Genomic DNA, 22,733 nt, shown 5'->3' on the forward strand with positions numbered 1-22,733 from the left:
ACCTCTCTTTTTTTTGTTCCCAGTCACACGTTTTTGCAAAGTTTAGCATACGTCTTTTATTTATAGATTTTTAATGGAATGTCTTTAGTGGGGAAAGGAAGAAAAAAACATGAGTTCTTTTGTGCATTTGCACGTTCACAGCGAATACAGTTTGCTGGACGGCGCTGCGCGTATTCCGGATCTCGTGGGCAAAGCCGCAGATCTCGGAATGACAACACTGGCGCTGACCGACCATGGCGTGATGTATGGTGCTATTCCTTTCTATAAAGCCTGCGTTGAACGAGGCATCAAGCCGATTATAGGGTGCGAGGCATACATGACAGCAGGGTCCCGCAAAGAGCGGGGAAGCCGCAAGGATCAACCGATTCATCATTTGATTTTGTTAGCCAAAAATATGACGGGTTACCGAAATCTGATGAAATTGTGCTCGATTGGACATCTCGAAGGTTTTCATTACAAACCCCGTGTAGATATGGAAAGTCTGGCTGCCCATCACGAGGGCATTATCTGTCTAAGTGCGTGTCTTGGTGGTGAAGTACCACAACATTTACTGCATGGACGAGAAGAAGAGGCGAGACGTGCGGCGTTACGCTACAAAAATATTTTTGGTGACGACTTCTATCTGGAACTTCAGGATCACGGGCTGTCGGAGCAAAAAAGGGTAAATCCACAGTTGATCAAACTGGCTGCCGAGCTTGAGATTCCACTTGTAGCCACCAATGATGCACATTATCTGTCCGAAGAGGACGCGGAGCTTCAGGATGTACTGATCTGTATCGGAACAGGCAAGACCGTGGATGATGAGAATCGGCTCCGAATTGGAACCAATCAGCTCTATCTGAAAAGTGAAGAAGAGATGGCTCGTTTGTTTCCTCATGTACCGGAAGCTCTGGCAAACACCGTCCGCATTGCGGATTCCTGTGAGTTGAAGCTGGAATTTGGCAAATCGATTTTGCCGGAATACAGACCGCTTCCTGATGGACTCAGCCCTTCGGTGTATCTGCGTCAGCTGTGCGAAGAAGGAATGAAGGAGCGTTATGCGCAGTCCACACGTTGGACAGATGCAGAGCTTCGATCCGAACTCGAACAACGATTGGCGTATGAGCTGGGTATAATCGACAGCATGGGATTCTCGGATTATTTTTTGATTGTTTGGGATTTTATCGCCTATGCGCATAAGCAAGGCATTGTTACTGGACCGGGCCGGGGCTCCTCGGCAGGTAGTCTGGTAGCGTACACTTTGCATATTACCGATGTTGATCCGATGAAATACAACCTGCTCTTCGAACGATTCCTGAATCCCGAGCGGATCTCCATGCCGGATATTGATATTGACTTCAGCGATGAGCGGCGGGATGAGGTCATTGATTATGTCGCGCATAAATATGGCAAAGCCCATGTCGCCCAGATTATTACGTTTGGAACGATGGCTGCCCGTGCAGCCGTACGTGATGTTGGGCGGGCCCTGAATGTGCCTTATGGCGAAGTGGACAAGGCTGCAAAGCTGATTCCGGCGCAACTTGGTATTAACATCGAGCGGGCCATGGAAGCTACACCTGAGCTGAAGGCGCTGTATGAAACCAAGCCTAAGACACGTGAGCTGCTGGATATGGCGATGAAGGTCGAGGGCATGCCACGTCATGCTTCGACCCATGCTGCGGGAGTGGTTATCTCCCGTGACCCGCTGACCGATGCGGTGCCACTTCAGGAGGGCAGTGAAGGGACAGCGTTAACCCAGTATTCCATGGAAAACCTGGAGTCTATTGGGCTGCTTAAGATGGATTTTCTTGGTTTGCGTACCCTCTCAATCATTGAGCGGTGTGTACGCTGGATTGGGGAACATGGAGAAATTCCGGATTTCCGCCTTATCCCCGATGATGATCCGTTAACGTACGAGATGCTTGGGCGAGGGGACACGATGGGCATATTCCAACTGGAATCTGCCGGGGTACGCCGTGTGCTGAAAGAGATGAAGCCAAGTAGTTTTGAAGATGTAATCTCTGTACTTGCCTTGTACCGTCCGGGTCCGATGGAGTTCATATCCAAATACATTCAGGGCAAGCATGGACAGATTGAAGTGGATTACCCCCATGTGGATCTGGAGCCTATCCTGAAAGATACGTACGGGATCATCGTGTATCAGGAACAGATCATGCAGATAGCCTCCCGGATGGCGGGTTTCTCGCTGGGTGAGGCAGATTTGCTCCGCAGAGCGGTCTCCAAGAAGAAACGGGAAGTGCTGGATCTGGAGCGTGGACACTTTGTACAAGGCAGCCTGAAACAAGGGTATAGCGAAGAAGAGGCAGACCTGGTCTATGATATGATCGTCAAGTTTGCAAACTATGGCTTCCCGCGTGCTCATGCCGCGGCATATGGTGTGCTTGCGTTCCAGACGGCTTATCTGAAGGCGCATTATCCGGTTCATTTTATGGCATCCATGTTAACAGCCGTAATGGGCAGTCATCGGAAAGTGGCAGAGTACGTGGTGGAATGTCGGCGTATGGACATGGAGGTGCTTCCGCCGGATGTGAATGAGAGCGGTATTCTGTTTACACCTGTATTTGTGCCGTCCGGCAGCGCAGGAGCCGGGGATCAGAGCAATGTATCACAGCAGACTGCGGGAGCAGATGCAGAGAGTAACCCCGGAAGCCCTGCCGAAGAACATGCCACGAATGGTAACGGGAGTTCTATCAGGGGAGATCGCGTTCATGAGCATGATGGTCATTCGGGACAAGCCGAATATGGTGAAGCACCTCTGCCGGATGATCCCGGTCCTGGACCGGAAGAGGACGGTGGTGGATATGAGTGGCAGGCAGCGACAACCATGCCTGAGGCATCCGACAACCGGAAGGAACCGGGATTGGTGACGGTTTCTTCAATGGATAATGGTAATGACGAAGGACAAGAGGTGTCTTCTTCGCGCGCGGAACAAGAGGAGCTGTCCTCTGTGGAGAAGAACGTTGCAGTGTCTGATGATAATTCGGATGAGGAAAAATTAACGGGTGCAATACGATTTGGTCTGGCCGCTGTGAAAAATGTCGGTACCCAGGCAATGGAAAGCATTATGATCGTAAGGCAGGAGAGACCGTTCGACAGTTTGCTCGATTTTTGTCGTCGTGTGGATTTGCGTGTATGCAACAAACGTGTGATTGAATCGCTGATCCAAGCCGGAGCTTTTGACACATTACCTGGGCACCGGGCCCAATTGCTGGCGATGCTGGATGAGACTGTTGAAGCAGCGTTGAAATGGCGCAAGGAACGTGAGGATTTGCAGATTCAATTGTTTGACTTTGTTGAGACGCCAAACTGGGAGATTGAATATCCGGAAATTCCTCCTTATTCCTCAGGGCAACAACTGGAGCTGGAGCGTGAGTTGTTAGGTTTGTATCTCTCCGGGCATCCGCTGGATGACTATGAAGATGTGCTGGAATCGAGTGGGGCTGACCGGATCATGGAGCTGACCGAGGCGGCAGACGACACGATGACCGTCGCCGCGGGTATGGTTGTGTCTGTGAAGTCGATTACGACGAAACAGGGCAAGGCTATGGCGTTCATGGAGCTGGAAGACCAGATTGAACGCTGTGAAGTGGTTCTCTTTCCCGAGGTATGGCGGCGTAGCCAGCAACATGTCGGGAAAGGTGAACTGCTCGTCGTGCGTGCCAAAGTGCAGCAGCAGGACGAAGGGTTTAAGCTGCTGGCTGAGGAAGTGGTGGCGTTGTCACCGGCGGCACTGGAGCAGCAGCTGCGCAGCCGTGACCGGCGCGTCAAGCCCGGCAGCGGCAGCTCTTCGCGCGCGGCGCAGGCGGCTTCGCCGCGGCGACCAGCGGGCGCAGGAGCCGAAGCGCAGCGCAGCAGCGCAGGCGGGGATGCTTCCGCTGTGCGTAGCAGCGGGAGCCAAGGCTCGGCAGCGACGCGCAGCGATGCGGGAGGTACGGGCGCAGCCACGGCGGCGGCAGGCAGCCCGGAGCAGAGCCGCGAACCGCGGGCTGTGGAGCAGCGGGTGTTCGTGAAGATTGCCCCGCATGCGGAGAAGCCTGAGCTTCTGGCACGTCTGAAGCAGCTACTTCAGGAGCATCCCGGACCTGTGGCGACAGTGCTCTTCTATGAGCAACAGCAGAAGCTGCTTGCGCTGAGTGATGCCTACCGGATTAAGCCATCACCAACCTTGTTCTCCGAGATGGAGAAAATGCTGGGTGAAGGCACGGTCAAAATTAAATAAGAGGCTGTCCCGTAAGTGATAGCACTTATCCATAGTATGAAACCTGTTTGGCTCAATGCTGAACAGGTTTTTTTTGATTATTTTAGTGCGAGCTCGGTTCCCTGACGACAGGGTTTAAACAAACAAATTGCAGACTTGTTATAGGCCAGCTACAGACCAGAGCGGAATGTACAATCCTGAAACAGGTTTAGGCTGCGACTGGTCTTAACCATCCGCACATTTTATGAACATTTTAACAGGTTGCTGCATACACTTGAGAACACCGAAGGACCTCGTGGTCCTCGGGGGATTGATGCGGGAGGTCGAGATATGTCATATGAAATCGTAGAAGCCATGCTGGCCCGGCGGGGTGTACGGATTGATGCAATCGCAGCAATTGTATACCGTCTGCAAAAAGGGTACCACCCCGAACTGACCTTGGACGACTGTGTAACCAGCGTGAAATCCGTTCTGCAGAAACGAGAGGTGCAATATACGCTCTATACGGGTATTGCTCTCGACGAACTTGCGGAGAAAAAACTCTTGCCCCAACCGTTACAGGCTATTATGGAAGCGGATGAATCCCTGTATGGAGTGGACGAGACTCTGGCCCTCGGCATTACTCATGTGTATGGTATGATTGGTTTAACCAGCTTTGGTTACCTGGATAAAGAAAAAATAGGTGTAATTCATGATTTGAACGAACACACAACAGCCATTCATGTCTTTTTGGATGATCTGGTCGCAGGGGTGGCTGCTGCGGCTTCTGCCCGGATTGCACACAAAAATATTAAAGCCAAAAAATACCCCTCAGACCTTTAACCCCCTGTATTTCCATGCTTGTCTGTTATGGTCAATCTAATGGCTCATATGAAGGTCTTCAAGGGCGGCTGACGCTGCCCTGATAAGCTTGCGGCTGCTTATGGAAGAGGTATGAACAAGAAGATTTCGTCAACCATATGAGTTATTCGTGGGGGACTAATGTCCCTCATGATCCCAAATTCTCCCCAAAGGTCCCGAACCCTTTCTTGCAGAAAAAAAGTGAGGTATGTTATCATTAGTCCAATATACGGGCTCTGAACATTAGCTTAGGGGGCGGACAAGGCATGTGGACGGTGATTTACATTGCACCGACAGCAAAGGTTGCGGACAAGATCAAGACCAAGCTTTCGGAAGAAGGTTTTCTGGTACAGACCCGTCCCATCAGTTTATCCAAGCAGCAATTTGAGATTCGCGTCCCTTCTGGGGAATTGGAAGAGGTCCAGGAAGTGTTGAATTCCATTCTGCATTCCTGATTTGTTCGACATCAACGTGCCTTGGCAGATGAAGAAGTACCATCGGTACATAAGGGACTAATCGCGTAAGCGGAGAGAGGAATCGACTTGCATGTATTGTATGCTGCTGTCCTTCCTTCTTTTTTTGTTAGGACAAGGACCGACCTGGTTGCTCCCGGAGACCCTACCAAGATAGATTCAAACATCGGCGCAACAATCTTTCGGTTTTTGCAGGTAACATCAATCGTGCTGACAGAAGCCGGTGATCCTTGCCCTGTACCGGCGGATTTTTTTGTTGTGAATGCTGGACAAGGCCCATGGCAGCGTGTGGGTCGTAAGCGGTTTACCGTAACACGCGGATGAAGCTGCCACAAGCAGCGCTCTGCAGGTTGCGGCCATCAAATCAACGGCTGGAGAGGTGTAGTTGTGTTCAAAGATATATTCCAGAAGAAACGGAAGTACGCTACCATACCTTCCGAGCGTGCACTTCCCGGCGAAGGCCAGGAAGTCCTAGAACGCCCAAAACGTGAAATACCTGAAGGGCTTATGAACAAGTGCAGCAAATGCGGCACCATTCAATATAGCAAGGAATTGGAGAAAAATCTGAAAGTATGTCCTGCCTGCGGTTACCATATGCGTCTTAACGCTATGGAGCGCATTGCTATGGTACTTGATGATCAAGGATTTGTTGAGTTTGATGCTGATATGATATCGGTTGATCCACTTGGCTTTCCTGGATATAGCAACAAATTGGAACAACAGCGTCTGAAATCGGGCCTGAAGGAAGCGGTAATTACAGGGGAAGGAACCATTGATGGCCTGCCTGTAGTTGTTGCTGTCATGAGCTTTGATTTCTTCACAGGCAGCATGGGTTCTGTTGTAGGGGAGAAAATTACCCGTGCCATTGAGCATGCCACAGAGAAACGGTTACCATTGATTATTTTCTCAACATCAGGTGGTGCCCGGATGCAAGAGAGTATTCTTAGCCTCATGCAAATGGCTAAAACAAGCGCAGCTTTATCCCGTTTGGATGAACAGGGCGGGCTGTACATTTCGGTCATTACGGACCCAACGACAGGTGGAGTCTCGGCAAGTTTTGCGAGCTTGGGCGATATTAACATTGCCGAACCTGGCGCTGTATTTGGTTTTGCCGGCAGAATCGTTATCGAACAGACGATCCGTCAGAAGTTACCTGATGATTTCCAGACGGCTGAATTTAATATGCAACATGGTCAGTTGGACATGGTTGTGCACCGGAAAGAGCTTCGGGCCACTCTTGGCAAGCTTCTGGATATGCATAGTGAAAAAGGAGGGGTCTAAATGGCGGGTGAGTTGCCATATGAAGCGCCTCTGGTTGAGATGCGCAAAAAGATTGATGAACTCGTACAGTTTGGACAGGAAAAAGGGATCGACTTCACGGACGAGATTGCCCGCCTGGAAGAACGTTACCATAGACTTGAAGAAGAGATCTACACTGGCATAACAGCAGCTCAGAAGATGCATCTGGCCCGTCATCAGCAGCGCCCAACGGCGCTGGATCTGATCCAGTTGATATTTACGGACTTCATTGAGCTGCACGGTGATCGCATGTTCGGAGATGATCTTGCGGTTGTTGGCGGACTTGCCAAGTTGAATGGAAAGACAGTAACGGTAATCGGACAACAGCGGGGGAAAGACACGAAGGATAATATCGCCCGCTTTTTCGGCAGCGCTCATCCAGAAGGTTTCCGAAAAGGACTTCGTCTGATGAAACAAGCGAACAAATTTGGCCGTCCTATTATTACGTTTATTGATACTAAAGGGGCGTATCCGGGTAATACTGCAGAAGAGAGAGGTCAATCGGAAGCGATTGCTCGCAACCTGATGGAAATGGCGAAGCTATCGGTTCCTGTTATTGTTGTGGTCATCGGCGAAGGTGGAAGCGGCGGTGCCCTCGCTATGGCTGTGGGTAATCGTGTGTTGATGCTGGAACATGCGATCTATTCTGCAATCTCTCCGAACGGCGCTGCTTCGATTCTCTGGAAGGATGCATCCAAGGCAGATCAGGCGGCTGAAGCAATGAAAATAACAGCCAAAGACCTGTTGGAGATGGAAGTCATTGAAGAGATTGTCCCTGAGCCACGCGGCGGTGCTCATCGGGATTATGAAGCGTCTGCTGCTTTCATCAGTGAAGCTTTGGTCCGTCATCTCGACGATATGAAGGGTTGGAGCGGGGATCAACTGAAACAGGATCGTTATGAGAAATTCCGTAAAATTGGATCGGTCACGTTTGAACCTCAAGCATCCATTGAAGCCCCTCAAGAGCTTGTAAAAGTCGATGTTGCGAGTAATTTGTCGGGAAATGCTGAATAATGTGACGAATTTCCTATACAAATGAGCAAAAGTATAGTAAATTTAATAGTTGGAAAAAGAAAAATAGATAAAGAGTAATACCTTTAAAATCGGAGGAAACCCAAAATGCGTAAAACGAAAATTGTATGTACCATTGGTCCATCCAGTGAATCTCTGGAGAACACCAAAAAATTGATTATGGCCGGTATGAATGTGGCCCGTCTGAACTTCTCCCACGGTGATTTCGATGAGCACGGCGGACGGATCATTGCGATTCGCCAAGCATGCGAAGAGTTGAACAAAACAGTAGCAATCCTGCTGGACACCAAAGGACCGGAAATTCGGACAGGTAAACTCGAAGTTGAACCGATCGAATTGGTTCAAGACGAGTACATCACTTTGACAACAGAAGAAATTCTGGGCACCAAAGAACGTCTTTCCATTACGTATACAGATCTTCCGAATGATGTTGAACCGGGATCTACAATTCTGATCGACGACGGTCTGATCGGACTGACTGTGGTGGAAGTGCAAGGCACCGAGATCAAATGCCGTATCGTTAACGGCGGGTCGATCAAAAGCAAAAAAGGTGTTAACGTTCCGGGCGTTGCCATTTCTCTACCGGGTATCACCGAAAAAGACGCTAACGATATCGTATTTGGTATCGAACAAGGTGTCGATTTCATCGCGGCTTCTTTTGTACGTAAAGCAAGTGACGTACTTGAGATTCGTGAATTGCTTGAAAAACACAATGCTGGACATATCCAAATCATCTCCAAAATCGAAAACCAACAAGGTGTCGATAACCTCGACGAAATCCTTGAAGTGTCTGACGGCCTGATGGTTGCTCGTGGAGACCTGGGTGTTGAGATTCCTGCGGAAGAAGTACCATTGGTACAAAAACGCATGATCCAAAAATGTAACGTTGCAGGTAAACCGGTTATCACAGCTACACAAATGCTGGATTCCATGCAGCGTAACCCGCGTCCAACACGTGCGGAAGCAAGTGACGTGGCGAATGCGATCTTCGACGGTACGGACGCAATCATGTTGTCCGGTGAGACAGCTGCGGGTAAATACCCTGTTGAATCTGTTCTGACCATGTCCCGTATTGCTGAAAAAGCAGAATCTGCTCTGCCTTACCAAGAGTTGTACCTGAAACAACGTGTTGCTCAACAAACAACAGTTACAGAAGCAATCAGCCAATCGGTTGCTCTTCAAGCTCAAGATTTGAACGCAAAAGCGATCATTACTTCGACTGAATCAGGACATACTGCACGCATGATTTCCAAGTATCGTCCAGAATCTCCAATCATCGCTGTGACAACGGAAGACAGAACTTCCCGTCGTTTGGCTCTGGCTTGGGGTGTAACTCCTGTCAAAGGAAGACTGGTTGATTCTACGGATGCTTTGTTCGAAAATGCAATTGAAGGCGGCGTAAAATCCGGACTTGTTAAAGAAGGAGACCTGGTTGTGATCACAGCAGGTGTACCTTTGGGTCGTTCCGGTTCTACCAACCTGATTAAAGTAAGCCAAATTCCAAACAACGCTTAATAGCGTCTTGGATGGAGAAGCAACAGGAAAGAAGCAATGGGGCTTTATTGTCCCGTTGCTTTTTTTCCATCTTAGTGACACTTTACAACGATGTAACACGTATGAATGATAGAGCGAAGGAGGCCGATAACATGCGAGAACAGAGCAATGGTAACTGGTATGCGGCACGTCTTCGTGTACGCTATCAAGAAAGTGACCAGATGGGCGTGGTCTACCACGCGAACTATTTGAATTGGTTTGAAATCGGTCGAACTGAGATGATTCGCCAAATGGGGTATACATATCGTAAAATGGAGGCACAGGGGTTACTGCTTCCCGTAACCGGACTGGATGTGAAGTATCACAAGCCTGCCCGATATGATGATGAGATTATCATTTTCACCCGTATTGCTGCATTCAGTGGTCTGCGACTGAATTATGAGTATGACGTAAGACGCATGTCTGAAGAACCTGATGAGCGTATGGCGATTGGAGAACGGGTATGGTCAACTGATGAATCACTCCCCGGTGAACGGCTAGTTACAGGTTCTACCCAGCATGTATGGGTGAATGGGGACTGGAAGCCAGTTCGGCTGGATAAGGCAGCCTCTGAGTTATACAGCGCGCTTGAAAAGGTGTGGCTTTCGGGAAAGGGGTAATACGTCAATGCGAAAATGGATGTGGGCTTTACTCTTAATCATTCCGGTGATTGAATTATTTGGTTTTGTTCTGATGAGTGACTGGATCGGAGCCGGAAAGACATTGCTTCTCATGATTCTCACGTCCTTGATTGGTATAGCAATGTTGCAGTTTGAAGGGCGAAAAGTACTTGTGGACGCCAAATCCGAGATGGAGCGTGGCAAGGTACCTGGAAGAAAAATGGTCGATGGTCTTTTTATTTTTGTCGGTGGTTTCTTGCTTTTGATTCCAGGCTTTGTAACGGATCTGATCGGCTTTACACTGGTATTTCCTTTAACACGTCCGGTGTACCGTCTGTTCTTCCTGGGGTGGCTGGAGAAAAAAATGAAAAGTGGCAAAATTACGTTTTATCGTCGTCCGAAATGAAACACCAGTTGTTTTGCATAATAGAAAAAGGCTCCGCTCAGCAGATGATTTCTGTTGAACGAAGCCTTTTTCTATTTTCCTGGGTGCTCATAAGATGATGCCTCATCGGACACGGCCGTTGATGATATACGTTCTGAGGTCGCGTAATACGTTAGCCCGATTGAACGCATCGAGAATCACGAGACTGACAGGGCCAATAATCAAGCCCAGAACACCAAACAACTTCAAACCCACAAACATGCCAACCAGCGTGGCGAGTGGGTCGAGGCCTACACTGCTTGCAAGTACCTTCGGTTCAATAATCTGACGGGCGATCAATAAGATCAAATAGATAATACTAATCCCAATGCCCAGATACAGATCCCCATTCATAAAGAGGTACGCTGCCCAAGGCACCATGATAAGGCCAACACCCAGATAAGGAAGCAGATCGACCAAACCAATCATCAGAGCGATGGTGAAGGCTGAATTGACTTGCAATATAAGCAGTCCAATCATGACGAATAGTGCTGTAATCGAGATCATGATCAATTGTGCTCTTGCGTATCCGAACAGTGCCTTCTTAAGGTCGGTCCAGATGTCGGATATCGGCTTGCGAATGGAAGAGGGTACCCATCCCGATACGGTGATGTTGTGCCTGGTCCAGCTTTTGCTAATGAAGAATGTAGACAACAGAACAACGATTAATACCGCGCCCATGTTCGGCAGGGAAGTCAGCAGACTCAGAATCATGTTGAAAAATCCGGTGACCAGATCTGTGACGGCTGTACCCACCGTTTCAGTTGTTTTACTAATATTGCTGTTGATGGTTTCCTGGTAGTTGGGATTTTCCTTGTAAAATTCATTGATCTGCGCAGTCAAACTTTGAATGGTGTCATTCTGGGTCCAGCGCACAAACGTGTCCTTGATCTCATCAACATGAAGATCAAAGCTTGTCGTAAGTGAAATGACTTCTTTTACCATGCGGGTAATCGCCGCAGACAGCACCACCGCAATGGCTCCAAAATAAAGGATCAATGAAAGAGTCACAGCCAGCCAGCGCGGGAATCGTGCTCGATGCTGAAGCAGTTTCACTAAAGGATTCATGGCATAGGCGATAATCCAAGCAATCGCAAAAGGGTACAAAAGCGGGAACAACAAGTATATGGCAACGGCGATCAGAACGGCCGCAATGATAACCCATAAGCCACGGAGCAGGCGTTTCATTATTATTCTATCCAAGCATCAACTCTCCTTATTTCAATTAAGCCGACCTATGTATGATCCATGAAGCAGTATTAAAAATAGATGGCTATCTTAATTAATATAGAGCATTTACAAGGTTTTGAAACGCCGGGATGTTACCAGATCTTGTTCAAGAGTGGACTTTTGAACAAGATGTATGGGGATTCTTTCTTTTGCCTAGAGTATGCCTTAGTATTACAGAATATAGCAATAGAAAGTTCTTCATACGACAGGATTGGTTAAAAAACATTAAATGTCAACCTTGTTTTTGTAAAGGCTTTCAAAAATGCTTTATCGGTCCGATAAAGAAGTTTGATGTGCGAATGAACTCTCATCATGTTCACATAAACGACAAAATCCAGTATGATGTTATAAGTAAATACCGATTGACAGATAGGAAAACCGCAGTTTGAAATATTTGTTAATTTTAAAATGAAAATGTTTACAAAAAGAGAATAGGTGCATTTTGGCACTTATATGACACTCTGGAATGGTTCCTGATTTCGCTTATTAAAGGAGAGATGTAATATGACAGCTACCAAAGGTCTGGAAGGCATCGTTGCGACAACCTCTTCGATCAGTTCTATTGTAGACGGTGTGCTCACATACCGTGGTTACGATATCGACGATTTGGCTGAACATGCCAGCTTTGAAGAAGTTGCCTATTTGTTGTGGTTTGGTAAATTGCCAACAACGGATGAATTGAAATCCCTTCGTAAAAGCCTGAGCGATTACGCGCCGATTCCGAGCGAGTTGATTGCACAAATCCAATTGTACCCGAAAAACGTCAGTACCATGGCAGCACTTCGTTCCGCAGTCTCTGCACTTGCACTGTACGACGAGCAAGCGGATGAGATGACAACGGAAGCGAATGAGAACAAAGCGGTTAAGTTGCAAGCACAGTTGCCAACGATTGTGGCAGCCATCGCCCGTATCCGTCAGGGCAAAGAACCTGTGGCTCCAAAAGAAGGCGCTTCCATCGCAGAGAACTTTTTATATATGATGACTGGTGAAGAACCATCCGAGACCGCAGTGAAAGCATTGGATCAAGCCCTTGTCCTGCATGCGGATCACGAGTTAAACGCTTCGACATTTGCAGCCCGTGTAACGGTTGCTACGCTGTCAGATATCTATTCCGGTGTAACTTCCGCCATTGGCGCACTGAAGGGACCACTGCATGGCGGTGCTAATGAAGCCGTTATGAAAATGTTGAATGAGATCGGTACGCCTGATCGTCTTGAAGCGGCAATTCAGGAAAAACTGAATAATCGTGAAAAGATCATGGGTTTTGGACATCGTGTGTACAAAAACGGTGATCCACGCGCCAAACATCTACAGAAGATGTCCAAGGAACTTGGCGAGATGAACAATGATACGCGCTTGTATGATATGTCTGTGAAGATCGAGGAACTGGTAACAGGACAAAAAGGACTGAAGCCTAACGTAGACTTCTATTCTGCTTCTGTATATACCCAACTGGAGATCGAACAGGAATTGTTCACTCCGATCTTTGCCATCAGCCGGGTGTCTGGATGGACTGCGCATATTTTGGAACAGCTTGCGGACAATCGCATCATTCGTCCACGTGCGGAGTACACTGGTCCTACAGAACAGAAATACGTTTCTATTGAACTTCGCTAATAGCCGCAAAAACAGTATAATAATATGGACGAGGTGAAGGGTTGGAAAGCAGAGGCTTTACTGGCTTAAGCTCTCAGGACCCTTCTCTCAACAAGACTAGTGGTATGATGAATACTGCATATACGAAACTTAGGAGGAATTTTAACTATGAAATTAGAAAAATTTGCTCACCCAACTGAAGGCGAAAAAATCCAAATTGATAACGGTACACTTCAAGTACCTAGTAATCCAATCATTCCATTTATCGAAGGTGACGGTACAGGCCGTGATATCTGGAAAGCTTCCAAACGTGTATTGGATGCAGCTGTTGAAAAAGCTTATGATGGCAACAAAAAAATCGCATGGTATGAAGTGTTTGCTGGACAAAAAGCATTCGATACATACGGTGAGTGGTTGCCGAATGATACACTGGAAGCCATTCGCGAGTATATCGTAGCGATCAAAGGACCATTGACTACGCCAATCGGTGGCGGTATCCGTTCCCTGAACGTAGCCCTGCGTCAAGAGCTTGACCTGTACACATGCTTGCGTCCTGTTCGTTATTTCGACGGTGTACCTTCTCCGGTTAAACGTCCTGAGTTGGTAGACATGGTCATTTTCCGTGAGAATACGGAAGATATCTATGCAGGAATCGAGTATGCTGAAGGTTCTGAAGAAGTGAAAAAAGTGATCCAGTTCCTTCAACAGGAAATGGGTGCTAACAAAATCCGTTTCCCTGAGACTTCCGGTATTGGTATCAAACCAGTTTCTTCCGAAGGTTCGAAACGTCTGGTACGTGCAGCTGTGCAGTATGCAATTGACCATAACCGTAAGACGGTTACACTGGTACACAAAGGTAATATCATGAAATTCACAGAAGGTGCCTTCAAAAACTGGGGATATGAAGTGGCTGAAGAAGAGTTCGCTGACAAAGTATTCACATGGGCACAATACGACATCATCAAAGAAAACGAAGGTACAGATGCAGCGAATGCAGCACAAAAAGCTGCTGAAGATGCTGGTAAAATCATCGTAAAAGATGCGATTGCCGATATCGCTCTGCAACAAGTATTGACTCGTCCAGGCGAATTTGATGTTATCGCAACATTGAACCTGAACGGTGACTATCTGTCCGATGCACTTGCAGCGCAAGTTGGCGGAATTGGTATCGCTCCTGGAGCGAACATCAACTACGTAACAGGACATGCTATCTTCGAAGCAACTCACGGTACTGCACCTAAATACGCGGACAAAGATGTCGTGAACCCTGGTTCCGTTATTCTGTCCGGAGTAATGTTGCTTGAGCACTTGGGATGGCAAGAAGCAGCTAACCTGATCTACAAAGGTATGGAAACATCCATTAACAATAAAACAGTAACGTATGACTTTGCACGTCTGATGGACGGCGCTACTGAAGTGAAATGTTCTGAATTCGCGGATCAAATCATTAAAAACCTGTAAGGGGAGATGTGAATCTTGACTATTCAGCGCAAAAAAATCACAGTAGTCGGCGCCGGTTTTACCGGTGCTACGACCGCATTAATGCTTGCCCAAAAAGAACTCGGGGATGTTGTGCTGGTTGATATTCCTCAACTGGAGAACCCGACGAAGGGGAAAGCACTCGATATGATGGAAGCAAGTCCTGTTCAAGGATTTGACAGTCATATCGTCGGTACTTCCAACTACGAAGATACTGCAGGTTCTGAGATTGTAATCATCACCGCTGGTATCGCCCGTAAACCGGGTATGAGCCGCGACGATCTGGTCAATACGAATGCGGGTATCGTGAAGTCCGTTTGTGAAAATGTGAAAAAATATTGCCCTGATTCCATCGTCATTATTCTAAGCAACCCGGTGGATGCGATGACTTATGCAGCTTATCAGACCCTTGGTTTTCCTAAAAACCGTGTTATCGGTCAGTCAGGTGTTCTGGATACAGCACGTTATTGTACCTTCATTGCGCAAGAGTTGAATGTATCTGTTGAAGATGTTCGTGGATTCGTTCTTGGCGGCCACGGAGACGACATGGTGCCACTCGTTCGTTATTCGAGTGTAGGTGGTATTCCGATCGATACGTTGATTCCGGCAGACCGCATTGAGTCCATTGTTCAACGCACACGTGTTGGCGGAGGCGAGATTGTGAATTTGCTGGGTAACGGCAGTGCCTATTATGCACCAGCAGCTTCGCTTGTTCAGATGACCGAAGCGATTTTGAAGGACAAGAAACGTATCATTCCAGTGATCGCTTATCTTGAAGGTGAATATGGCTATAATGATCTGTTCCTCGGTGTACCAACCATTTTGGGTGGGAACGGCATTGAGAAAATATTCGAACTTGACCTGACTGCGGAAGAAAAAGCAGGGTTGGATAAATCGGCTGATTCGGTTCGCAACGTCATTTCGGTAGTAAACCTGTAAGTTTGAAAACTTTTTGAACAGAAGCTAAAAGAAAACCTCCGGTAAACCCGGAGGTTTTCTTTTCTTTGGATAAGTTCCCCAGTATAATGGGATGTGATGTATAGCACACCGAAAATGTTGAGGAGGATGAAAATTTTGACAATGATTATGTATTTGCTCCATATTGTTGGAGCACTGGCGATGGGATTCTATTTGATTCTGCCATTTGTGGTCGGTAAAATCCGTACTTTGAATGCCGCAGCACAAGAGGGAGCCTTTGCATCACTTCGTTCTTTGAACAAAGTCGCGCAGTATGGACTTGTAATCCAACTTCTTACTGGTGGTTACCTGATGACCAAAGGTGAGTATTCTCATGTCTGGATGGCTGTCGTTGTTGTTCTGCTCTTGGCTATTGCGGCTATTGGAGGAATCATGGGTAAACCGTTGCGACTCGCTTCAGAAGGTGTGAAAAACAAACGTGATGTGGGTCCTGAGCAAAGCAAGATCCGTATGTTCAGTACACTTCTGGCTGTATTCTTGCTAATCATGGTGTACCTGATGGTGAATAATCAGGTGATCTAAATGCGTTGCGGACGGTTAATCCACCTTACGAAGATGTATTGTTAGTCGTTGGTTAAGCGTTTGCAGACGTACTTAGGACAAGCCGGATGAGATGTAAGATGGTGTTTCGTTGAAACAAACAAAAAATAGACAGCCTCATTGGCTGTCTATTTTTTGTTATTACCAAGATGAAATCAGCAGTACTCGGTTTATTTTGAACTGGAACTAGAGGGAATCACTACCATACATAACAGCATGCATATTCCATCAGACGCGATCTACATTGGTTAGGTTGTACTCACAGTGTACGCACGCACTGCATTTCGACCATTACGCTTGGATTCGTACAAGGCTGTATCAGCGTCGCGTAACAAGGACTCCAGCGAATCTGACCCTCCATTGTACTGGGCAATACCAAAGCTTGAGGTCAGCGTAATAGGCACTCCCTTAACATCCAGGGGGTCATTCAATAAGGCAACTCTCAGTTGTTCGGCAAGTTTCTCGGCTTCTTGAAGCGAGGTATTCGGAAGAGCGATGACAAACTCTTCGCCTCCATATCGGGCAAACAACATCTCAGGGCTTAAATATCGATTACAAACAGAGACCACATGAATGATGGCCTGATCGCCAACATCATGCCCGTATGTATCGTTGATGCGTTTAAAGTAATCAATATCAAATAAAATGAATGAAACAGGTTGCGGGTTAAGCTGAGCTTCACTCAAAATCTCTCGACCTCTATGCAAAAATTGAGTGCGATTATAGATTTTGGTCAGACCATCAAAATAAGCCAACTGTTTCAGCTGTTCTTGCAAGAAGCGTTGTTCCGTTATATCAATTAACATAATTAGACTGCCCACAGTCTGTGCATCCTTGTTATATACGTAAGATGTCCTGACCTGATAACAGACGGTCTCTCCATTTAACTGCCAGTACAGATCAGTTTGCAATCCTTCTCTTCCGTATTCAACGGGAAATGTCTTTCCAGCAAGATTAAGCCAGATATCATCCAAGGGTTGGCCAATCATGGTTGTATTAAGCTCTGGCAACATGTCACGCAGAGATCTGTTGTAATCGACCAGTCGATTGAAACTATCCAGTACAATTACACCTTCACGCATGCTCTCGAAAATACTGTCTTTGGCGATGGGTACGATGGTCAGTAGACGTGAGGATAGAATGGCCCAGATATACATGGCAGATGTGATACACATGAGCACGGGGACGGGGTCCATCCCGCCGGGGGTCAAACCAAGCAAATACAGAAAAGCTGCGACCATAGGAATAATCTGTGAAGTAATGAGAGTAAGTAATTGACGACGATACATCTTCTTGGTGTGTCTCCATTGTCCAATCAGAATAAGGCAGGCACATAACAGACAGGAGAAGGTGAATGCACCATGTACAACATACCATTGACCCACTGCGATATCCATCAGAGGAACGGGACTATCTTCTCTTAGCCATACTTTTTTATAAAATAGATGATGAAAGTCATTGGTTGCAACCATACCTAGGGTAATGGAAGGGATTACAAACAGCGCGGCAGTTACCTTTTTGGATAACGTTTTTCCTGTGTACTTTATCATCAACATGAGGCCAAGAGATGCGGAGAAGGGCATGCCTATATACTCCACGGTGGTCCAAAACATCATCTGTTCCAGCGTGTTGCTGGCTAGCTCAATCGCATAACCAAAAGTATATATGGAGAGTGCTGCTGTGTAGAGAATGAATATTTTGGAACTGGGAATCTCGGATCTTCTGAAATAGGTATATAAACACAAAAAGACATTCAGCACGGCTGAAGTAGCGACGAGTGTTATATATGAATTAATATGCGATTCCATTGTCAGGTCTCCATGTTAGGTTAGAATGATTAAACCAATAAAGATGAGAGTTAAAGCACATCAGTATACTGTACATTGTACATCAGCCCAAGCAGCATAGGAATACACTTTGTATCATGAAACAGTCTAATTTCGAATAAATTTCGAATTTTTGGCCAAACAGGCATTGAAGCAAATTGGTTGTTTGATATCTAAAGAGAGTGGTAAATAACGATTAGAGACAGCACGCTGAGGCTTAAGTTGCTGTTCATCGCAGAAGAATAATCTGAACTGTTCATGCCATCCTACAGAATGAGACTTTTTCAGAGAACGAAAGACAAGGAAGTATACAGTTAGGGTCCATGTCTTCTGTAATCCAAACATGTTCACATTTTGAGAGGAGAATGTTAGATGTCAACCAACACACAACAAAATCAAAAAACAATGCCAGCACAGCATCAGGATCAACGCCCCGGTATTGAATCGGAGATGCATCCCAGACCGGAATTTGAGAAGCCTGAATACAAGGCAGCAGGTAAACTGACGGGTAAGGTGGCCCTTATTACAGGGGGTGACAGCGGAATTGGACGTGCTGTTGCTGTTACCTATGCCAAGGAAGGCGCGGATGTCGCCATTGTATACCTGAGCGAGCACGAAGATGCCAAGGAAACGAAGCGTCAGGTCGAACAAGAAGGACGCAAGTGCATCTTGATTGCAGGTGACATTGGTGATGATGCCTTTGCGAAGAAGTCGGTTCAGCAGACAGTAGATGAACTGGGCAAACTGGACATTGTCGTGAATAACGCAGCAGAACAGCATCCACAGCAGAATCTGGAGGATATTACGCCAGAACAGTTGGAGCGTACATTCCGTACCAATATTTTTGGCATGTTCTATGTGACGCAAGCAGCCCTGCCACATCTGAAGAAGGGCAGTACGATTATAAATACAACCTCTATCACAGCTTATCGCGGAAGCCCAACCCTGCTTGACTATTCATCTACCAAAGGAGCAATCACTTCGTTCACTCGTTCGCTATCGATGAATGTGATTGAGAAGGGAATTCGTGTTAATGCCGTTGCACCAGGGCCGATCTGGACACCACTCATTCCATCCACATTTGATGAGAAAAAAGTAAGTGAGTTCGGCGCAACGCAGCCAATGAAGCGGCCAGGGCAACCGGATGAACTGGCTCCCGCTTACGTATACCTTGCTTCGGATGACTCTTCGTATGTAAGCGGACAGGTGATGCATGTGAATGGTGGCGAAGTGGTGAACGGATAATACGTTAAGAACGTTTAGATTCAGGATAGGATTGATTATATAGAGAGGCGTACCGCTTTCAGCATGGCTGAGCGGTGCGTCTTTTTTATATCAGGTGAATATGTATGTCAAAGATGCGGATAGCACCTGTTTACAAAAGTCGGCATCTCTGTTGATACAACTATGATATTTTATTATTAGCCTTGTCTCACTGCAGTTGATAGCGTATTGCAAAGTACTGACTGAAAAGATTGGGAGTCCCCTAATCTGTGATATGATAGATCGAGCAATTATACTCGGAGGGACAAGTCATATGAAAATGAGTAAACAGAATGCAGCACATTATATATGGGGTGCACAGTGCGATGGTTGGCATCTCGTTCAAAATGAAACACTGAGCATTATTCATGAACGAATGCCCGCAGGAACGGCTGAAATACGACATTATCATTCGGTAAGCCGTCAGTTTTTTTTCATCCTCAGCGGTGAAGCGTGTATGGAACTTAATGGAGAGACGTTTGTGCTGGAAACCCATGAAGGAATAGAGATTGTACCCGGAATGCCGCATCAGATGATGAATCGGAGCGACGAAGAAGTGGAGTTTCTTGTAATTTCCAATCCGGGTACCCGTGGGGACCGAATTGAACTGGATTCAATGTAGAGCAATTCATTAGATATTAATCTGATCATAAAGGAAGAGATAGATGAGACCGTTCCGAATTCGCCTTGCCATCATTATGATGGTGCTGATCGGCGTATCCGTCATTGTGGCTGGATACACGATGGGCAGAGTGTTTAAGACTACGCATATAGCCGCATTGGAGCAAACCATGGTGCGCGAGATTAATTTGCTCAAAGCAACTTTTCCATTCCATGATGCAAGTGATCCAACCTCGGAAGCCACACGAAAGTATTATTCAGATCGGGCGCTGGAACTGGACCGTCTGACGGATTCCCGGGTAACCTTCATCAATAAAGACGGCATGGTCATTGGAGATTCCGAGAGTGATCCGGCATCCATGGATAATCACTTGAACCGTGAGGAGATTAAGGGTGCCGTCGGAGATGGATACGGGCAATCCATACGTTACAGTGAGACACTGGGACAAGACATGCTGTATGTAGCACTACCTGTGAATTCGGATCAAAGTGACATGATTGAAATACCTAGCGGCAAATTTGATGGTTACATTCGTCTATCCATGAGTCTACAGGCTGTGGATCAAGGGCTTCAGCGTGGTTGGATGATAATGTTTGCTGCACTTGGGCTATTGTTCTTAATTGTCGCGTTTGTCAGTTATCGGGTTGCACGTGGATTAACCTCCCCGATTGAGCATATTACAAAAGTGGCCCATCGGATCACCAAGCTGGAATACGATGCCAGAGTTGATGTAACGCGTAGAGATGAGATCGGACAGCTGGGGCTTGCCATAAACGGAATGGCAGACAGCTTGCAGTCCCAGCTGAAGACGATCCGTGACAATGAAGCGTTGTTACAGAGTGTCCTCGCGAACATGACCGGAGGTATTGTCATGATCGACGCAGGGCAATCCATTGCACTGGTCAATCGGGAAGCGGAGCGTATGCTTGGTATTCAGGCAGGAAAGGTTACGGGTAAGCCTTATACTGAATTGAAAAGACACTACGAATTAACACGTACCATTGAAGAGAGTGTTGCACTGAAAGAACGGATGCATGAAGAAGTGAGTGTGTTCAACCCGGAGGAAAAACTGATTCGTATTGATGGAGTACCGATGTCCGAAGATGATGGTGGATATCGAGGCATGTTGTTCCTGTTGCAGGACGTGACGGCGATTCGCCGATTGGAGTCCATGCGCAGTGAGTTTGTTGCAAATGTCTCTCATGAGCTCAAGACACCAGTTGCTGCGGTCAAAGGGTTTGCCGAAACGTTGCTCAGCGGCGGGGTACAGGATAAGGAGACAGAGCGATCATTCCTGAAAATCATCTATGATGAAGGAGATCGACTTAACCGATTAATCGGGGATATTCTGGAGTTATCCAAAATTGAATCGAAACGCGCACCGCTGCAATGCTCACCTGTGCATGTACACTCTTTCTTCGAAATGGTGCTGGGCACCTTGTCCAAGGTGGCGGAGAAAAAGCAAATTCGTCTGGAAATGCATGTTCCGGAGGAACTGTACATTGAAGCGGATGAGGACAAGATGAAGCAGATTTTCATCAATCTGTTATCCAACGGCATCAACTATACCCCCGATGGTGGACGAGTGAAGTTACAGGTGACGATGGATAACGATGATGAAGTTGTCTTTGCGGTGTCAGATACAGGAATTGGTATACCGAAAAAAGATTTGCCGCGAATCTTCGAGCGGTTCTATCGTGTTGATAAAGGCAGATCTCGTAATTCAGGGGGCACAGGCCTTGGACTTTCCATCGTTAAACATCTGGTGGAATTGCATCATGGCAAATTGTCTGTAGAGAGTGAACTGGGCATGGGGACAACGTTCCGTGTGATCCTTCCATTCATTCAAGACGAAGAGATGTAGGCGTCTGGTATCAAGATGTAAAAAGTGTGTATTGTTTTACACCGCGTTAACAAATTAATGCTATGATAGAAAAAGTGTTGTGGCAACAGACAACCTATGAAGAGAGAAGGGGTATCATGGCACAGCGTTTACTAGTTATTGAAGATGAACCTACATTATCAAGATTACTCACGTATAACCTGACACAGGAAGGTTATGACGTTACGGCAGAGGATCACGGATCTGCAGGATATGATCGGGCCTTGTCCCAGGAATTTGATCTCATTTTGCTGGATTTGATGCTTCCGGGCATGAATGGTCTGGACATTCTGAGCAAGTTAAGAATACAGGGTGTTAGTACACCGGTTATCATTCTGACGGCCAAGAACGGTGAAGCCGAGGTTGTACAGGGACTGAAATCAGGTGCCGATGATTATATTACCAAACCGTTTGGTGTATCTGAGTTATTAGCCCGAGTGGATGCGGTATTAAGACGTTATTCCAATGGTGAAGATTTACCACAGCTTGAGGACAAGGATGGCTCACGAATTATTCTGGGAGAGCTGGAGATTTATCCTCTGAAATATGAAGTGACACTGGGTGGACAATCCATCAGTCTGCGTCCAAAAGAGTTCGAAGTACTTCTATATTTGGCCAAAAAGCCGGGTGTGGTACTGACAAGGGATGATCTGATGAACGCTGTGTGGGGCTTCGATTATATCGGAGGTCAACGAACCGTGGATGTACACGTCAGCTCATTACGTAAAAAGCTGGAGCTGGACCCGGAATCGGTTCACATTGATTCGATTCGCGGTGTAGGTTATAAATTGGTTGTAAAAAGAAAAACTCCCCATCATTCAAGTTAGCAATGATCGGGGAGTTTTATTTTACGTTCATTTAACATAAAGGAAGATTTTTCTTTACGTAGAGGGAGTAG

At 46.8% G+C, this 22,733-nt stretch carries 19 protein-coding genes; 17 read left to right on the forward strand and 2 right to left on the reverse strand.

The genetic code is table 11. The features are described 5' to 3' along the window. Nucleotides 1-109: 109 nt before the first annotated feature. The 9 genes from MHI55_RS10365 to MHI55_RS10405 all read left to right on the forward strand — a co-directional run bounded on the left by MHI55_RS10365 (nucleotide 110) and on the right by MHI55_RS10405 (nucleotide 10,401). On the forward strand, nucleotides 110-4,219 hold the full coding sequence (locus MHI55_RS10365) for a DNA polymerase III subunit alpha (protein WP_340389899.1): 4,110 nt from the start codon (nucleotides 110-112) through the stop codon (nucleotides 4,217-4,219). 309 nt (nucleotides 4,220-4,528) lie between these two features. Then, entirely contained in the window at nucleotides 4,529-5,020 is a 492-nt protein-coding gene (locus tag MHI55_RS10370) for a phosphatidylglycerophosphatase A (protein WP_036609851.1), read from the forward strand. A 284-nt stretch (nucleotides 5,021-5,304) separates the two neighbouring features. Continuing rightward, on the forward strand, nucleotides 5,305-5,493 hold the full coding sequence (locus MHI55_RS10375; protein ID WP_017689496.1) for a hypothetical protein: 189 nt from the start codon (nucleotides 5,305-5,307) through the stop codon (nucleotides 5,491-5,493). Between the two features lie 207 nt (nucleotides 5,494-5,700). Further along, nucleotides 5,701-5,835: a hypothetical protein gene (locus MHI55_RS10380; protein ID WP_255319678.1), complete on the forward strand. Its 135-nt coding sequence runs from the start codon at nucleotides 5,701-5,703 to the stop codon at nucleotides 5,833-5,835. 63 nt (nucleotides 5,836-5,898) lie between these two features. Then, a complete protein-coding gene (gene accD, locus MHI55_RS10385) occupies nucleotides 5,899-6,792 on the forward strand; it encodes an acetyl-CoA carboxylase, carboxyltransferase subunit beta (RefSeq protein ID WP_036609844.1) in 894 nt (297 codons plus the stop codon). Beyond that, complete coding sequence (locus MHI55_RS10390; RefSeq protein ID WP_036609840.1) at nucleotides 6,793-7,824, forward strand: acetyl-CoA carboxylase carboxyltransferase subunit alpha; 1,032 nt, start codon at nucleotides 6,793-6,795, stop codon at nucleotides 7,822-7,824. A gap of 105 nt (nucleotides 7,825-7,929) precedes the next feature. Further along, nucleotides 7,930-9,357, forward strand: coding sequence for a pyruvate kinase (gene pyk, locus MHI55_RS10395; RefSeq protein WP_017689492.1), 1,428 nt, complete (start codon nucleotides 7,930-7,932; stop codon nucleotides 9,355-9,357). 131 nt (nucleotides 9,358-9,488) lie between these two features. After that, the gene (locus MHI55_RS10400) at nucleotides 9,489-9,995 is read left to right on the forward strand and encodes a thioesterase family protein (protein ID WP_340389902.1); all 507 of its coding nucleotides are present in this window, start codon (nucleotides 9,489-9,491) and stop codon (nucleotides 9,993-9,995) included. 7 nt (nucleotides 9,996-10,002) lie between these two features. Then, on the forward strand, nucleotides 10,003-10,401 hold the full coding sequence (locus MHI55_RS10405; protein WP_036669966.1) for an FxsA family protein: 399 nt from the start codon (nucleotides 10,003-10,005) through the stop codon (nucleotides 10,399-10,401). Between the two features lie 102 nt (nucleotides 10,402-10,503). Here the strand turns inward: MHI55_RS10405 and ytvI are convergent, their stop codons facing one another. Continuing rightward, nucleotides 10,504-11,622, reverse strand: a complete 1,119-nt coding sequence (gene ytvI, locus MHI55_RS10410) for a sporulation integral membrane protein YtvI (protein WP_036609832.1) — start codon at nucleotides 11,620-11,622, stop codon at nucleotides 10,504-10,506. A gap of 531 nt (nucleotides 11,623-12,153) precedes the next feature. On the opposite strand from ytvI, the gene citZ reads away from it, so the two are divergent. From citZ to MHI55_RS10430, 4 genes are all read left to right on the forward strand, one after another. Continuing rightward, nucleotides 12,154-13,266 carry a citrate synthase gene (gene citZ, locus MHI55_RS10415; protein ID WP_017689488.1) on the forward strand — a complete coding sequence of 371 codons (1,113 nt, stop codon included), beginning with the start codon at nucleotides 12,154-12,156 and terminating at the stop codon, nucleotides 13,264-13,266. 147 nt (nucleotides 13,267-13,413) lie between these two features. Then, nucleotides 13,414-14,706: an NADP-dependent isocitrate dehydrogenase gene (gene icd, locus MHI55_RS10420; protein ID WP_036609828.1), complete on the forward strand. Its 1,293-nt coding sequence runs from the start codon at nucleotides 13,414-13,416 to the stop codon at nucleotides 14,704-14,706. Between the two features lie 15 nt (nucleotides 14,707-14,721). Beyond that, nucleotides 14,722-15,663 (forward strand): malate dehydrogenase, encoded by a 942-nt coding sequence (gene mdh / locus MHI55_RS10425; RefSeq protein ID WP_036609827.1) that lies wholly within the window; start codon nucleotides 14,722-14,724, stop codon nucleotides 15,661-15,663. A 135-nt stretch (nucleotides 15,664-15,798) separates the two neighbouring features. Then, complete coding sequence (locus MHI55_RS10430) at nucleotides 15,799-16,224, forward strand: hypothetical protein (protein ID WP_340389904.1); 426 nt, start codon at nucleotides 15,799-15,801, stop codon at nucleotides 16,222-16,224. Nucleotides 16,225-16,490: 266 nt separating this feature from the next. Here the strand turns inward: MHI55_RS10430 and MHI55_RS10435 are convergent, their stop codons facing one another. Further along, nucleotides 16,491-18,050 (reverse strand): histidine kinase N-terminal 7TM domain-containing protein, encoded by a 1,560-nt coding sequence (locus tag MHI55_RS10435; protein WP_047842321.1) that lies wholly within the window; start codon nucleotides 18,048-18,050, stop codon nucleotides 16,491-16,493. A gap of 390 nt (nucleotides 18,051-18,440) precedes the next feature. Here MHI55_RS10435 and MHI55_RS10440 point away from each other — a divergent pair, with 390 nt between their 5' ends. From MHI55_RS10440 to MHI55_RS10455, 4 genes are all read left to right on the forward strand, one after another. Further along, nucleotides 18,441-19,313 (forward strand): SDR family oxidoreductase, encoded by an 873-nt coding sequence (locus tag MHI55_RS10440; protein WP_047842322.1) that lies wholly within the window; start codon nucleotides 18,441-18,443, stop codon nucleotides 19,311-19,313. Nucleotides 19,314-19,605: 292 nt separating this feature from the next. Beyond that, entirely contained in the window at nucleotides 19,606-19,953 is a 348-nt protein-coding gene (locus MHI55_RS10445; RefSeq protein ID WP_100529454.1) for a cupin domain-containing protein, read from the forward strand. A 43-nt stretch (nucleotides 19,954-19,996) separates the two neighbouring features. Next, nucleotides 19,997-21,817: an ATP-binding protein gene (locus MHI55_RS10450; RefSeq protein ID WP_036669981.1), complete on the forward strand. Its 1,821-nt coding sequence runs from the start codon at nucleotides 19,997-19,999 to the stop codon at nucleotides 21,815-21,817. Nucleotides 21,818-21,933: 116 nt separating this feature from the next. Continuing rightward, nucleotides 21,934-22,662, forward strand: coding sequence for a response regulator transcription factor (locus tag MHI55_RS10455; protein WP_036609823.1), 729 nt, complete (start codon nucleotides 21,934-21,936; stop codon nucleotides 22,660-22,662). The last annotated feature ends 71 nt before the right edge of the window (nucleotides 22,663-22,733 follow it).

Source organism: Paenibacillus sp. FSL E2-0151 (assembly GCF_037993015.1).
GTDB lineage: Bacteria > Bacillota > Bacilli > Paenibacillales > Paenibacillaceae > Paenibacillus > Paenibacillus amylolyticus.